10 protein-coding genes are annotated in these 12,839 nt (G+C 66.3%); 8 read left to right on the plus strand and 2 right to left on the minus strand.

What is annotated here, in order from left to right; all coding sequences use genetic code 11:
• The first annotated feature begins 42 nt into the window (after nt 1-42).
• Both dprA and IE92_RS0111975 read left to right on the plus strand, forming a co-directional pair.
• A complete protein-coding gene (dprA, locus tag IE92_RS17885) occupies nt 43-2,295 on the plus strand; it encodes a DNA-processing protein DprA (RefSeq protein ID WP_156027521.1) in 2,253 nt (750 codons plus the stop codon).
• A gap of 339 nt (nt 2,296-2,634) precedes the next feature.
• Entirely contained in the window at nt 2,635-3,537 is a 903-nt protein-coding gene (locus IE92_RS0111975; RefSeq protein ID WP_030148731.1) for a tyrosine recombinase XerC, read from the plus strand.
• A gap of 450 nt (nt 3,538-3,987) precedes the next feature.
• Here IE92_RS0111975 and IE92_RS17890 read toward each other — a convergent pair whose 3' ends face one another.
• Nucleotides 3,988-4,617, minus strand: coding sequence for a murein hydrolase activator EnvC family protein (locus tag IE92_RS17890; RefSeq protein WP_156027522.1), 630 nt, complete (start codon nt 4,615-4,617; stop codon nt 3,988-3,990).
• Here IE92_RS17890 and IE92_RS18775 point away from each other — a divergent pair.
• Nucleotides 4,586-4,837 (plus strand): hypothetical protein, encoded by a 252-nt coding sequence (locus IE92_RS18775; RefSeq protein ID WP_211250792.1) that lies wholly within the window; start codon nt 4,586-4,588, stop codon nt 4,835-4,837. The two genes, IE92_RS17890 and IE92_RS18775, sit on opposite strands and share 32 nt — an antisense overlap.
• A 165-nt stretch (nt 4,838-5,002) precedes the next feature.
• Here IE92_RS18775 and IE92_RS0111985 read toward each other — a convergent pair whose 3' ends face one another.
• Entirely contained in the window at nt 5,003-5,812 is an 810-nt protein-coding gene (locus tag IE92_RS0111985) for an SDR family oxidoreductase (RefSeq protein WP_081863864.1), read from the minus strand.
• 562 nt (nt 5,813-6,374) lie between these two features.
• On the opposite strand from IE92_RS0111985, the gene IE92_RS0111990 reads away from it, so the two are divergent.
• The 5 genes from IE92_RS0111990 (at nt 6,375) to IE92_RS0112010 (ending at nt 12,717) form a co-directional block, all read left to right on the plus strand.
• On the plus strand, nt 6,375-8,039 hold the full coding sequence (locus IE92_RS0111990) for a TIGR04028 family ABC transporter substrate-binding protein (protein ID WP_030148734.1): 1,665 nt from the start codon (nt 6,375-6,377) through the stop codon (nt 8,037-8,039).
• Between the two features lie 71 nt (nt 8,040-8,110).
• Entirely contained in the window at nt 8,111-9,085 is a 975-nt protein-coding gene (locus IE92_RS0111995) for an ABC transporter permease (protein ID WP_030149572.1), read from the plus strand.
• On the plus strand, nt 9,082-9,966 hold the full coding sequence (locus IE92_RS0112000) for an ABC transporter permease (protein WP_051701558.1): 885 nt from the start codon (nt 9,082-9,084) through the stop codon (nt 9,964-9,966). The genes IE92_RS0111995 and IE92_RS0112000 overlap by 4 nt, the downstream gene beginning before the upstream one ends.
• Nucleotides 9,963-11,687 (plus strand): dipeptide ABC transporter ATP-binding protein, encoded by a 1,725-nt coding sequence (locus tag IE92_RS0112005; RefSeq protein WP_030149571.1) that lies wholly within the window; start codon nt 9,963-9,965, stop codon nt 11,685-11,687. Before IE92_RS0112000 ends, IE92_RS0112005 begins: the two co-directional genes overlap by 4 nt.
• 40 nt (nt 11,688-11,727) lie before the next feature.
• A complete protein-coding gene (locus IE92_RS0112010; protein WP_030148738.1) occupies nt 11,728-12,717 on the plus strand; it encodes a putative FMN-dependent luciferase-like monooxygenase in 990 nt (329 codons plus the stop codon).
• Nucleotides 12,718-12,839: the final 122 nt, after the last annotated feature.

The raw sequence follows: 12,839 nt of genomic DNA on the forward strand, positions 1-12,839 counted from the left end.
GCTTGCCGCGACCATTATCCGATTCACAACCAAGGAATAGACATGCCCAGAGCCACCCTGTTTGGTCTGCCCCGATCACGCGTCCTCGATGCCGCCGCCGCGGTCAGGCGTGACCCCACGGATCCCGTCTCCGACCGCGGTCGCGAGACCACCGCTCGTGAGGCGGCCGCCCGACGTCTCGCTAGCCCCGAGGGCGTTCATCACGATTCTTCTGTGCGCGATACGTCTGGACACGACACGCTGGGCCGTGAAGATGAAGCCGCCCTGCTAGATACCTTTGCCCGCGCGGCATGGTCATCCATCGTGGAACCGGGCGACTCGGCGGCCCATGAGCTCCTCGACGTTCTCGGCGCCCCCGCGGCGCTCAACGCACTGGTGCGCGATGAACCCGCGCGGTACTGGTCCGCGGTGATGCTTGAGCATCATGCCGGCGACCTGGACCCCGAGGTCACCCTGGAGCGGGCCGAGCGCGCGCTGGCGCGCTGGCGGCCGCGCCTTGCCGCCGGTCGGGTCTTAGACGTGCTGGATCGTGCCGGACGCACCGACACGGTCATCGTCGGCCCTCACGACCACGAGTGGCCGCTTGCCCTCAACGACCTGGGCTCGCATGCCCCGCTGTGCCTCTGGGTGCGGGGCAATTTGGACACCCTCGAAGCCAGCGCGAATTCGGTCTCACTGGTGGGAGCGCGTGCCTCTTCCCGGTACGGAGAGTCAGTCACCGTGGAGATCGCGACCGGACTCGTTGAGCGTGGATACACGATCGTTTCCGGGGCGGCATATGGAATCGACGCGGTCGCGCATCGAGCCGCGCTTGCCAGCCACGGCCAGACGGTGGCGGTGCTTGCCGGGGGTGCCGATCGCCCGTATCCGGCCGGGCATGAAGCCCTGCTCTCCCGGATCGTCCGCGATGGGGTGGTCATCTCCGAGGTTCCCAACGGCACCTCGCCCACGCGGTGGCGTTTCCTGCAGCGTAATCGGCTGATCGCGGCCCTCTCGCGCGGCACCGTGGTCATGGAGGCCGGGTGGCGATCCGGTTCGTTGAACACGGCGGGGCATGCGGCCACGCTCGGCCGTCCACTGGGCGCGGTACCGGGCCCGGTCACCAATGCGTCCTCGGCGGGATGCCACCGGCTCCTGCGTGAATACGGTGCTCAGCTCATTATCGATGCGGAGACGGTGGTAGAGCTGATCGAGCCACTGACCGCGACGCTTGCATCGCCCACGGACCTGACGACCCCCGACTCGCCGGGCGACAGCCACTCCGCCAGCGCGCTCACAAATACCCCCATCAAGAGCGCACGCACCGATACGCCCTCCGCTGACTCGTCCTCTGCCAATACGGCGGAGGCGGATCATGAAGAGGGAGCGGACTCCGCTACCGTTGCAACTTCGGCGGCCGAAGAGTCCCGGGATTCACAATCCGGCGCCGCCGTGGCCTCAACTCCATCTCCTGCTTCGTCTAAGTTCTACGCGGACGACGCCGGCTACTTGGAACCCGATCCGGGCGAGGCTCCGCGGCCCTCGAGTCGCAATACTGCGCCTCTGAGACTTCTCGAGAGCGACACCCTCGTACCCGAATACCCCGAGGTCCCGATCGTGATCGACACCTCGACGCAGTATCCAGGAACACTCTCGGCACCGGGCAGATCGCTGGACGGACCCTCAACCTGGGACCTCGGCACTCCAAGCGCTCCGACCGGCTCCCGGCCGGAAGATCCCCTCCCGCCGGCTGACACCCCTGGAGCTGGTTCTCTTACTCCGAAGCCACCGCCGGCCGGGTTGGCAGAATCTGCGACGTCACCTCCGGTCCTGACTCCGCCACCTGCAACACCCCGAGCCGTCGTGTCGCCGCCACCCGCAACACTTCGCGCCGTCGTGACACCGCCAATCGCGACTTCACGCACCGCGGTGCCGCCGACTGGAACGACGCCGAGTGTGGCCTCACCGAGCGCGGGGGTGCCACCCGCGCTCATCCCTCACGTGTCCGATTCATCCTTGGTTGGCAGCGCGGGGGAACCCGCCGCAGGATCGAGCCGACGTGGCGGGACGAATGAGTATTCGGTTTCGCAGGGTGTGGATGCTTCGGAGATTTCACGGGTGCGAGACTGTTTGAGCCGGTACCGTCCCCGGTCGCCTCAAGAAATTGCCGTAGACGCGGGGCTCTCATTTGCTACCGTGCGTGCGGCTCTGGGTTTCCTGGCGTTGCACGAAGAGGTGTTTGACAGCGGTGAGGGGTGGCTCCTCAAGGCACCACCGAACAGTAGGCCCACACATGGAAGAGGGGCTTATCGTTGACTGGTGCGATCTGAAACTCAACGCATCAACCGGCCGCGCCCGAACGGACAACCCGCGCATCGAGAGAACCCGAATGCGGAACGTCCGAATGGGGAAAGCCTGAATGGAGAAGGTTCGTTCGGGGGAGGCTTGGTTGCGGAAGCCTGTTTGGGGGAAGTTCGTTTGGGGGAGGCCTGTTTGGGGAGGGTTTGAACGGAGGAGGTTTGAACAGGAAAAGTTTGGGGTTGTTTGAGTCAAAGCGATAGGTCCTGGCCAGACGTGCCGAGTCGTCCTGAAGAGTGACGACCAGCCGGGCTCCGGCGAGATCCGCAAATCGGTTCCATGTGACACCATGGGGACATGCAGATTCGTTTGGCCATCGAGGAGTATCTCGACGTGCTGCACTCCGAACGCCAGTATTCGCCGGCGACCGTGCGCGCGTATGGTGCCGACCTGCAGTCGCTCGCCGAGTTTGCGAAACCTCGGAACGTCTTTGAGGTCGCGGATATTGACCTGGAGCTGTTGCGGGACTGGCTGTGGGATCTGAGCCAGCGCGGGCTTGCCCCCAGCAGCCTTGCCCGGCATGCCGCGGCGGTTCGTGGGTGGACGAGTTGGCTTGCTCACAACAATCGGATTTCGAATGACCCTGCTGCTCGATTACGCGCGCCGCGTGCCGGGCGAAGCCTACCCAAGGTGGTTGCCCAGGAGCCGCTGCGGGAACTGCTTGATGATCTCCGCAGCCGAGCCGCCGAAGGCGACCCGCTCGAACTTCGCGACAGCGCCGTCCTTGAACTCCTCTATGCAACCGGCATTCGCGTGGCCGAATTATGCGCCCTGACGCAGCACGACATTGATTTCCAACGTCTCACCATTCGAGTGTGGGGAAAGGGTGGCAAGGAACGGGTTGTGCCGTTTGGAGCGCCCGCCAGATCGGCGCTCGAAGCCTACCTCGTGCGTGCCCGTCCGATGCTCCTGCGCGTCGAGGTGGATCGCGTCTTCCTGGGTGCTCGCGGCGGGGCTTTGGGCACCCGGGCCGCGTACGCACTGGTGGCCAAGAACCTGGGAGCGCTCCCCGGCGCGACGGCATCGGGACCACACGCCCTGCGGCACAGTGCAGCCACGCACCTACTCGATGGCGGTGCCGACCTGCGAACCGTGCAGGAAATGTTGGGCCATTCCTCCTTGGGAACCACCCAGATTTACACGCATGTCTCGACCGAACGGTTGCGCGACGCCTATCGAATCGCTCATCCGCGCGCATAGAACCTCCGCCATCCGGCGCTCACATGCATGGAAACCGAGTATCCTCCGTCGCGAGACTGCGAGACTGCGAGACTGCGAGACTGCGAGACTGCGAGACTGCGAGACTGCGAGACTGCGAGACTGCGAGACTGCGAGACTGCGAGACTGCGAGAACTGGAGGCGGTGAGATCGTGGCAACCGCAGCTGCCCGCCGAGGTAGTGGCGGGCAGCCTGTTGCGGTCTTGCCAGGATGCGTTACGTCCGTTTGCGAAAACGGCGACCGGATCACTATCGGGCGATAGCTGAACCTGATCCGTTCGTGTTGATAATCTATTGGCAAACATTAGGTTAGGCAAGCCTTATGTACAATTTTCCTTGTTTTGTCGGTAAGTTTTCATGCTGTCTAAAACCTGGGCCGTGTATGGGCCCTGACGAGCCTGCCTTAGTCGGGTCGAGATCGCGTGATGTCGCCTAGGGGGTCAGCAGAACTAGCCGGGCGCGGCTGCCAAAATAACGTCGCGGATTAACGTATTCATCACCGGATCGCACCCCGACGTGTAGGCACAGCTGTGGGCATACGCCGCCGGAGGCGATGGTGCCGATGGGGGAACCGGCGCTCACGAGATCTCCGATAGCGAATGTCGAATCGACGGGTTCGTAGCTGGTCCGCAGGCCTCCCGGATGTTCGATGGTGATGACGGGACGATCGACCACCACCCCCACGAAAGACACCCTGCCCTCGGCTGGCGCGAGCACCGTTGTGCCGGTCTCTGCGGCCAGGGAGATCCCGCGCCGCCCGGGGCTCCAGGGGTTTGGCGGCGCGAGAAACTCCTCGATTACGTTCACCGGGGTGGGGATCGGCCAGGGCCACCGACTGGGATGGTTCCGTAGCTGGGCGTCGACGCGGCCTGCAGGCTTCACGGATGAGAAAGCGATTGTTTGCAATGGGACAAACCCGTTTGTGTTTTGTTCGACTGGGTTGCGTCCTTCGGGGGCGGTGTCCACTGTTTCGGGAGGTGTCGAGAGGGGAGGGAGGGCTTGCGGACGCGGCAAGACTCCGGGGTGGGCGGTGACCGTGGTGACGGCCCTTGACGGCACCATGCCTCGGGGGCGTGCGGCGGCGGTCGTTGTGATGGTCTCCGGTAGCGCAGTGGCAGTGGCAGTGGCAGTGGCAGTGGCCGTATTCGTGGCTGTGGCTGTGGCTGTGGCTGTGGCCGTAGCCGTGGCCGGAAAGGCGGCTTCGATGCCAAAGGCGGCGAGCAGGAGCAAGAGCGCGGCGAGGATTCTGAATGCAAAGCGCGGGAAATGGGCGCGCGACTGAGGCTGTGTGGGTGTTTGGTTCATGCCATCCAGCCTTCGTGATGGCGGGGGATAGAGGGGGTGGGAAGTTCACGCTGGGGAGAACTGGATGGCGGACCTATCCTGTGGAGGATGCCTCGGTGTGTGTTTTTGTGCGGTCGATCAAGACCTGTGGGGCGGGCGGTGGCTAGTACCGGTTGAGTTCGCGGCGGGGGCGCACGGCCACATCCGTCAGATGAATGTCCGCGGGGGCATCCACGACAAAACGCACGGCCTGGGCGACGGACTCGGGGCGAATGTAGCGCTCCGGCCGGTAGTCGTTGGTATCGATCAGGCCGCGGAGCATTTCGGTGTCGGTCTGGCCCGGGGCAACCGTGGCGACCCGAACGCGGTACTGCTCCTCCTCGACGCGCAGGGAATCGGCGAGTCCACGCAGGGCGTGCTTGCTTGCCGCATACACGGAACTACCGGGGACCGGGTTGGTGCCGGCACCGGAACCGATGAAGATCACCGTGCCCTCGCGCTCGCGCAGGGTCGGCAGCAGGATCCGGGTGAGCTCGGATGCGGCCACGACGTTCACCGTGAGCTGGGTCAGCCAGTCGGAGGGGGTGGCCGTCTCGACGGAGAATTTGTCACCGAGTGCCGCCGCATGTATCACCACGTCCACGGGGCCGGGATCACCCAGCTCTGAGGCGATCAGGTCGGGTCGGGTGAGGTCCACTGCGCGGGCGGTCACCCCGGCGTGGGCATCGAGTTCGGCGAGGCGAGCGGCCGAGCGGCCCAGTGCGATCACGTCATGCGTGCGGGCGAGGTCGCGGACGATCTCGAGTCCCATGCCTCCGGTGGCGCCGGTCACGATGGCCCGGGGGCGGGCCGCCGAGGCCGCTACCACGGTGAGGGCTCCCTCAACCGCGGCCTCGATCGTGTCCGTCTCGGTGGCGCTGCTCGCGGGAGATGTCTCGGGGGACGGGCTGGTGAAGGTTTCGGGCGTGGTCATCGGGGGTCCTTCCGAGGGGCTGCGAGTGAAGCGTTGTACTCCACGCTACCGTGCCACGCCTCGCCCAAACGGAGAAAGTCTGCCGAGCTAAGAAAGCGGCCGGAGCGGGAAAAGGCACCCTAATCGGGAAGGCCGCTCGCTCCGGGTAGGCCACCCGAGCCGGGAAAGCTCCCCGAGCTAGGAAAGCCGTCCGCCCCGGGAAGGCCGCTCGCCCCGGGAAGGTTGCCCGAGCCCGGAAGGCCGCTCGCCCCGGGAAAGCTCCCCGAGCTAGGAAAGCCGTCCGCCCCGGGAAGGCCGCTCGCCCCGGGTAGGCCACCCGAGCCGAGTAAATCACCTCAGCCGGGAAGGACGGGCACGAGACGCGGGGTCGTAGGGCCGACCCTAGCGATCCGACACCGAGCTCACACCCACGGATGTCGCCGTCCGACGCATGGGGTCATACTTTGTCATGCCCTCCAAACCGGGCCGGATGCGCCACTACTGTCGGGGTTACGTTTCACCCACCCGATCACAGTCTTGCGGTCGAGCCCGCTCGTTCCGCCCCGCGCCAGGAGAACCACCTATGCCCTCACCGAGACGTCTTATCGCCGGTCTTGCGACCGCAACCGTGCTTGCCCTCGCGCTCGCCGGATGCTCGGCGAACGCCAGCACCCCGGGGTCGGGGTCGAGCAGCGAGACGGGAAAACCGGTCACCGGCGGCTCCCTCGTCTACCTCGAGCACCAGGCCATCACCGGGCTGTACCCGCCGGGGGCCGGGTTCTATCCCAACGGTGGCATCGTCAACAACATCGCCGATCGCCTCGTCTACCAGGACCCCAAGACCCTGGAGTTCGAGCCGTGGATCGCCACCAAGTGGGAATCCAACGCCGACGCAACCGAGTACACCTTCACCATTCGCGACGGCGTGACCTTCTCCGACGGCACCCCGCTGGATGCCGCGGTGGTTGCCAAGAACTTTGACCTGTACGGGCTCGGCGACGCCGCCCGCGGACTGACGGTCTCGGAGGCGATCAACAACTACCAGAGCAGCGAGGTGGTGGACAAGAACACGGTGAAGTTCCACTTCTCGGCACCGTCTCCCGGGTTCCTCCAGGCCACCTCAACCATCAACTCGGGCCTGCTGTCCTCCAAGACCCTCGATCTTCCGTTCGAAAAGTTTGGCCCCGGAAACGCGGCCAACATCATCGGATCGGGTCCCTTCACCGTGGACAACGAGAAGATCGGTACCGGTCTCGATTTGGTCGCCCGCAAGGACTATAAGTGGGCACCGAAGTCCTGGTCGAACCAGGGACGTCCGTACCTCGACAAGATCCAGATCACCGTGACCCCCGAGGCGAGCGTCCGCGTGGGCGCGCTGCTCTCGGGCCAGGCCGGGCTGATCCGCGACGTCGAGGCCCAGGACGAAAAGCAGGTCACCGACGCCGGGTTCCAGGTATACGCCGCGCAGACCAACGGCGTGAACAACGGCCTGAGCCTGCGCTTCCGCAACGAGAAGCTCTCCGACATTCGGGTACGCCAGGCGCTGATCGCCGGGATCGACCGGGAGGAGCTGGTCAAGACCATCTATACCAAGAACTACCCGCTGGCCACCTCGGTGCTGAGCAAGACCGCGCTCGGTTATGTGGACACCAAGGACGCCTTCGCCTACGACCCCAAGAAGGCGGCGACGCTGCTGGATGAGGCCGGATGGAAGCTCGGCAGCAACGGCATCCGCGAAAAGGACGGTCAGCCGCTGACCCTGGTGGTCAACGAGGCCGCCCCGCAGCCGCGCTCCTTCGACGCCCTGACCCTGGTGAGCCAGCAGCTCAAGAAGATCGGCGTGGACCTGCAGATCCTCAAGGCCGACGCCGGCACCTACGCCAAGGCGATCCAGGATGCCAACCAGGTGCAGATCTACCACTCGATGGTCGGCCGCGCGGACCTCGATGTGATCAAGAGCCAGTTCTACTCCAAGAACCGCAACACCCTACTCAACCGCGACAACGCCGACCAGTCCATCGGCGACCCGAAGCTGGAGGAGCTGCTGCAGGCGGTCGCCTCCACCGCGGATCCCAAGGCCCGGATCGAGGCCAGCCAGACCGTGCAGAAGTACCTCGCCGACCAGGCTTATGTGATTCCGTTCTTCGAGGAGCCGCAGGTGTTTGCCACCGCCAACTTCGTGCACGGCTTCTCCTCCGAATCCGTGGGACGGCCAAGCTTTGACGCCGTCTGGGTAGACAAGCAGTAGTCCCCACCGTCCGGATCGCCTCGCCCGAGGCGATCCGGACGTCCGTGGTTTCCCCCGTTGAAAGGATCCCCATGAAGTACGTTCTGGGCCGGCTCGGCCAGGCCGCGGCCGTGCTGCTGGCCGCGTTCACGGTCGCGTTTGTGCTGCTCCAGGCGATGCCCGGCGATGCGCTGATGATCAAGTTCGAGAATCCCGAGCTGGGGCTGTCCCCGGATCAGATCGCCGCGCTGCGGGTCGCCTACGGTGCCGATACGCCGCTGCCGATTCAGTATGTGCACTCGCTGCTGGGGTTCCTCGGGGGCGACTTCGGCTATTCGATCCAGAGCGGGACGCCGGTCAAACAGCTCCTGGCCGAGGTGGTGCCGGGCACCCTGCTACTCGCCTCGCTGGGATTTGTGGCGGCGGTGCTGCTGGCGGTGGGGATCACGATCCTGGCAAACCTTCCCGGACTGCGCCGGATCGCCGACGTGTTTCGTGCGCTCCCCTCGCTGTTTGTGGCGGTTCCGGTGTTCTGGCTGGGCATCGTGCTGATCCAGGTATTCTCCTTCCAGCTGCGGCTCATCCCGGTGGTGAATCCGGGGCCGGTTGAGGGGCTGATCCTGCCGGTCCTCACGCTGGCCGTGCCGATTTCGGCACCGCTCGCGCAGATCCTGATCCGCTCGGTGGACGATGTGCTGGGCTACCCCTTCGTGGCGGTGGTGCGGGCGCGGGGCGCGGGTCCCTGGTGGATCCTCTCTAAAAACGTCGCCCGCAACGCAGTGCTGCCCGCGTTCACGATGGCCGGGGTGCTCTTTGGTGAGCTGATCGGCGGGGCCGTGGTCACCGAGACCGTGTTTGGACGCGCGGGGGTGGGACGGCTGACCGAGCAGGCGGTGAGCCAGCAGGATACGCCGATTCTGCTCGCGGTGGTGCTGCTCTCGGCCACCGTCTTTGTGGTAATCAACCTGGTGGTGGACCTGCTCTACCCGGTACTGGACCCGCGTCTGGGTGCCCGCAAGCGCGGGATTGCTCGGATTTCGCGGGAGAGAAAGGTGGTAGCCGTATGAGCGTAAACGAGCGGGAGACGCGGGCATCGAGCCTGCCCGATCCCTTTGTGCCCATCCGCCGAAGCCTGCGCGAGCGCATCGGACGACCGAAGGTTTCGGTGGTGCTCTCGGTGGTGTGGCTGCTGATCGTGATCGCCTGGGCGATCATCCCGCAGGCATTTACCCCGCTGGACCCGATCGCCGGAAACGCCGCCCAGGCGCAGCAGCCGCCGAGCCTGGAGCACCTGTTTGGGACCGATGCGACCGGGCGCGACATGTTCACCCGGGTGGTTTACGGGTCGATCAACTCGCTCTCCGGCGCGCTGATCGCCGTGAGCGTGGGCTTTGTGATCGGCACCGCGATCGGCGTCATCGCCGGATCCTCCCGCCGCATCCTGGACGATATCCTGATGCGCATCGTCGACGTCTTCCTGGCGATCCCCTCGCTGCTGCTCTCGCTCTCGATCATCATCCTGCTGGGATTTGGGACCGCCCAGGCCGCCATCGCTGTTGGTTTCACCAGCGTCGCGGCGTTTGCCAGGCTGTCGCGTTCGGAGGTTGTGCGGGTGCGTGGATCGGACTACGTGGAGGCCGCGTTTGCCAGCGGCGGCCGGTTCCCGGTGGTCCTCTGGCGACACGTGCTGCCCAACTCGCTGACCGCGGTATTGGCGCTGGCGGCCCTGCAGTTTGGCACCGCGGTGCTCTCGATCTCGACCCTCGGCTTCCTCGGCTACGGGGCGCCCCCGCCCACGCCCGAGTGGGGTCTGATGATCGCCGAGGGACGCAACTACATCGCCACCGCCTGGTGGCTCACCACGCTGCCCGGAGCCGTGGTGGTTCTGGTGGTTCTCGCCGCCAACCGAGTGAGCGCGGCCATCGCCGCCAAGGGACGGATCTCATGACTACCCTGACCATCGACAATCTGCAGGTCTCCTACACGGTGGGACGCGAGCGCCTGGACGTGGTGCGCGGCGTCTCGCTGGAAATCGAACCCGGCCAGCTGCTGGCGGTGGTGGGGGAGTCTGGCTCGGGTAAAACCACCACCGCCCAGGCGGCGACCGGCCTGCTGGCGGGCAACGGATCGATCACCGGGGGACGGGTACTGATCGGCGAAAGCGACGTGAGCGGGTGGAGCGAGAAGCGCTTCCGCGACCTGCGTGGACGCTCGATCGGGTGGATCCCCCAGGATCCCAATAACTCGCTCAACCCGGTGAAGAAGGTGGGGGAATCCGTGGCCGAGGTGCTGCGGATTCACCGCTGGAAGGATCGCGCGGCCCGCCGGGCCCGGGTCATCGAGCTGCTGGACTACGTGGGGATCCCGAATCCCGAGCTGCGGGCCACCCAGTATCCGCACGAGCTCTCCGGCGGGATGAAGCAGCGCGTGCTGATCGCCGGGGCCATCGCGTTGGAGCCCGCGCTGCTGATCGCCGATGAGGCGACCAGCGCGCTGGATGTGACCGTGCAGGCCAAGATCCTCGACCTGATCGATACGCTGCGGCGGGACTCGGGCACCGCGGTGCTCATGGTCACCCATGACCTTGCGGTGGCCGCCGATCGATCCGATCGACTGGTGGTCCTGCGCGACGGCACCGTCCAGGAAAGCGGGGATACCGACCGGGTGCTCGCCCACCCCGAGAGTGCCTACACACGCAGGCTCCTGAAAGACGCTCCGTCCTTCGCTTCGCTCTCACTGGGGGATAGCCTCCGTTTGGATTCCACGCCGCCGGCAAAGCCCGAGATTTCGCGGGGGGAGCGCGCCCTCCACGTGGTCGAGCGCGAGGTCTTCGAGGGGGTGAGTCATCGCTCGGAAGACGTCGATGGATCCGACGCTCCGGTTGTGGTGGCGCGCAATCTGGTGCAGGATTTTGGCCGCGCGGGAGCACCCCAGCGTGCGGTGGACAACGTGTCCTTCAGCATCGCCCCGGGCAGCACCCACGCGATCGTGGGGGAGTCCGGATCGGGCAAAACCACCACCGCAAGAATCGTGCTGGGATTCCAAAAACCCACCTCGGGCACCGTGCACATTCACGGTCGGGAGATCACCGGGCTGCGCGGTGCGGGACTGCGTGAGCTGCGCCGCCGGGTGCAGATGGTGTACCAAAACCCGTTCGGTTCGCTGGACCCGCGCCAGTCCATCGGCGACATCGTGACCGAGCCGCTGCGCAACTTTGGCATCGGGGATGCGGCCGAGCGTCGGACCCGGGTGGCGCAGATCATTGATCGGGTGGCCCTGCCCGCGACGGTCCTGACCCGGCGTCCGCATGAGCTCTCCGGTGGACAGCGTCAGCGCGTGGCGATCGCCCGCGCCCTGGTCCCCGGTCCCGACGTGGTGGTGCTCGATGAGGCGGTCTCGGCCCTGGATGTGACCGTCCAGGCGCGCATCCTCGAACTCCTCGGCGAGCTCCAGCGCGATCTCGGCGTCAGTTACCTCTTTATCTCGCACGACCTGGCGGTGGTGCGTCAGCTCGCCCACACGGTCTCGGTCCTGCGTGGCGGCGAACTCGTGGAGGAGGGACGCACCGCCCGCGTGTTTGATCATCCCGAGCACGAGTACACCCGCCAGCTGATCGCCGCCATTCCCGGGCGTCGCGCCGCCGCGGCCGGCGCGCTGGCCAGCGCCTAGGCGCCGTTCCCCTCCACCGAACGAAAGAGATTTCAGCGTTATGCCCGAACTCGCCTTCTTTACCCGAGTGCTCGACGACGTCACCGCCTCCGAACGCTACCGCCTGGCCATCGAGCAGATCAAGTGGGCCGAGAGCCTGGGGTTCGACAGCGCCTGGGTGGCCCAGCATCACTTCCACCGCGACGAGGGCGGGCTGCCCTCGCCGCTCGTGCTGCTGGCGGCCGCGGCCGCGCAGACCAGCCGGATCCGGCTGGGCACCGGCATCATCACGCTGGGCCTGGAAAACGCCGTGCGGACGGCCGAGGATGCGGCGGTGCTCGATGCGATTTCCGGGGAACGGCTCGAGCTGGGCTTCGGCTCGGGTGGCACCCCTGGTTCGTTCCCGGCATTCGGGCTGGAGTTTGAGGATCGCCATCGCGCCTTCGATGACAACTTCCAGACCCTGCGCAGCGCGCTGCGCGGGGAGAGGTTTGGCGCGACCGACAACCTTCTGTATCCGGCGGCCCCCACCCTGGCCGAGCGGCTCTGGTTCGCCACGTTCACGCCGCCCCTGGCCGAGCGCGCCGGGCGGGAGGGGCTGGGTCTTCAGCTCTCGCGTTCGCAGCCGCGCACCGCGGAGAACCCCGAGGCCACCCTGGCCGACCTTCAGCATCCGATCATCGACGCCTATGAGGCCGCGCTGCCGGCCGGGGCTCGGCGTCGGGTCTCGGTGGCGCGCAGCGTGTTTGTGGCCGATGACGGCGAGGCCGCACGCGCCCTGGCCGAGCGCCGGTATCGGGAGGCGCCGCTGGCCCGGTTTGTGCTCGGCGATCAGGTGGACACCCTGGAACGGGACGACCTGCTGCGCAAGCTCGATGTCCACGTGGGGGACGTGGACACCGTGGTGGCCTCGCTCGGGGCCGACAGCGTGCTGGATCGCGCGACCCAGCTGTCCTTTCAGGTGCACTCGGTGGATCCCGAGCACCCCCTGATTCTGCGCTCCCTCGAGCTTCTGATCGGCGAGGTGGCCCCGCGCCTGGGCTGGCGCTGAAAAGCTCCGCGGGCGTTATCCCGACAGGGTGGGCGTCGGCTGCGGCCAGCGGGGTACGGAGTGTGCGGGCAGGGAATTAGAGTTGCCGCGCATCGAGCCGCATGACGGGTGAGCCCAGCCTC

It is taken from the genome of Mycetocola saprophilus, assembly GCF_000718085.1.
Taxonomy (GTDB): domain Bacteria; phylum Actinomycetota; class Actinomycetes; order Actinomycetales; family Microbacteriaceae; genus Mycetocola; species Mycetocola saprophilus.

Bases quoted from the DNA above. Each gene is read 5' to 3' on its own strand.
- dprA (WP_156027521.1), top strand. From the start codon at position 43: ATGCCCAGAGCCACCCTGTTTGGTCTGCCCCGATCACGCGTCCTCGAT.
- IE92_RS0111975 (WP_030148731.1), top strand. From the start codon at position 2,635: ATGCAGATTCGTTTGGCCATCGAGGAGTATCTCGACGTGCTGCACTCC.
- IE92_RS17890 (WP_156027522.1), bottom strand. From the start codon at position 4,617: ATGGTGCCGTCAAGGGCCGTCACCACGGTCACCGCCCACCCCGGAGTC.
- IE92_RS0111985 (WP_081863864.1), bottom strand. From the start codon at position 5,812: ATGACCACGCCCGAAACCTTCACCAGCCCGTCCCCCGAGACATCTCCC.
- IE92_RS0111990 (WP_030148734.1), top strand. From the start codon at position 6,375: ATGCCCTCACCGAGACGTCTTATCGCCGGTCTTGCGACCGCAACCGTG.
- IE92_RS0111995 (WP_030149572.1), top strand. From the start codon at position 8,111: ATGAAGTACGTTCTGGGCCGGCTCGGCCAGGCCGCGGCCGTGCTGCTG.
- IE92_RS0112000 (WP_051701558.1), top strand. From the start codon at position 9,082: ATGAGCGTAAACGAGCGGGAGACGCGGGCATCGAGCCTGCCCGATCCC.
- IE92_RS0112005 (WP_030149571.1), top strand. From the start codon at position 9,963: ATGACTACCCTGACCATCGACAATCTGCAGGTCTCCTACACGGTGGGA.
- IE92_RS0112010 (WP_030148738.1), top strand. From the start codon at position 11,728: ATGCCCGAACTCGCCTTCTTTACCCGAGTGCTCGACGACGTCACCGCC.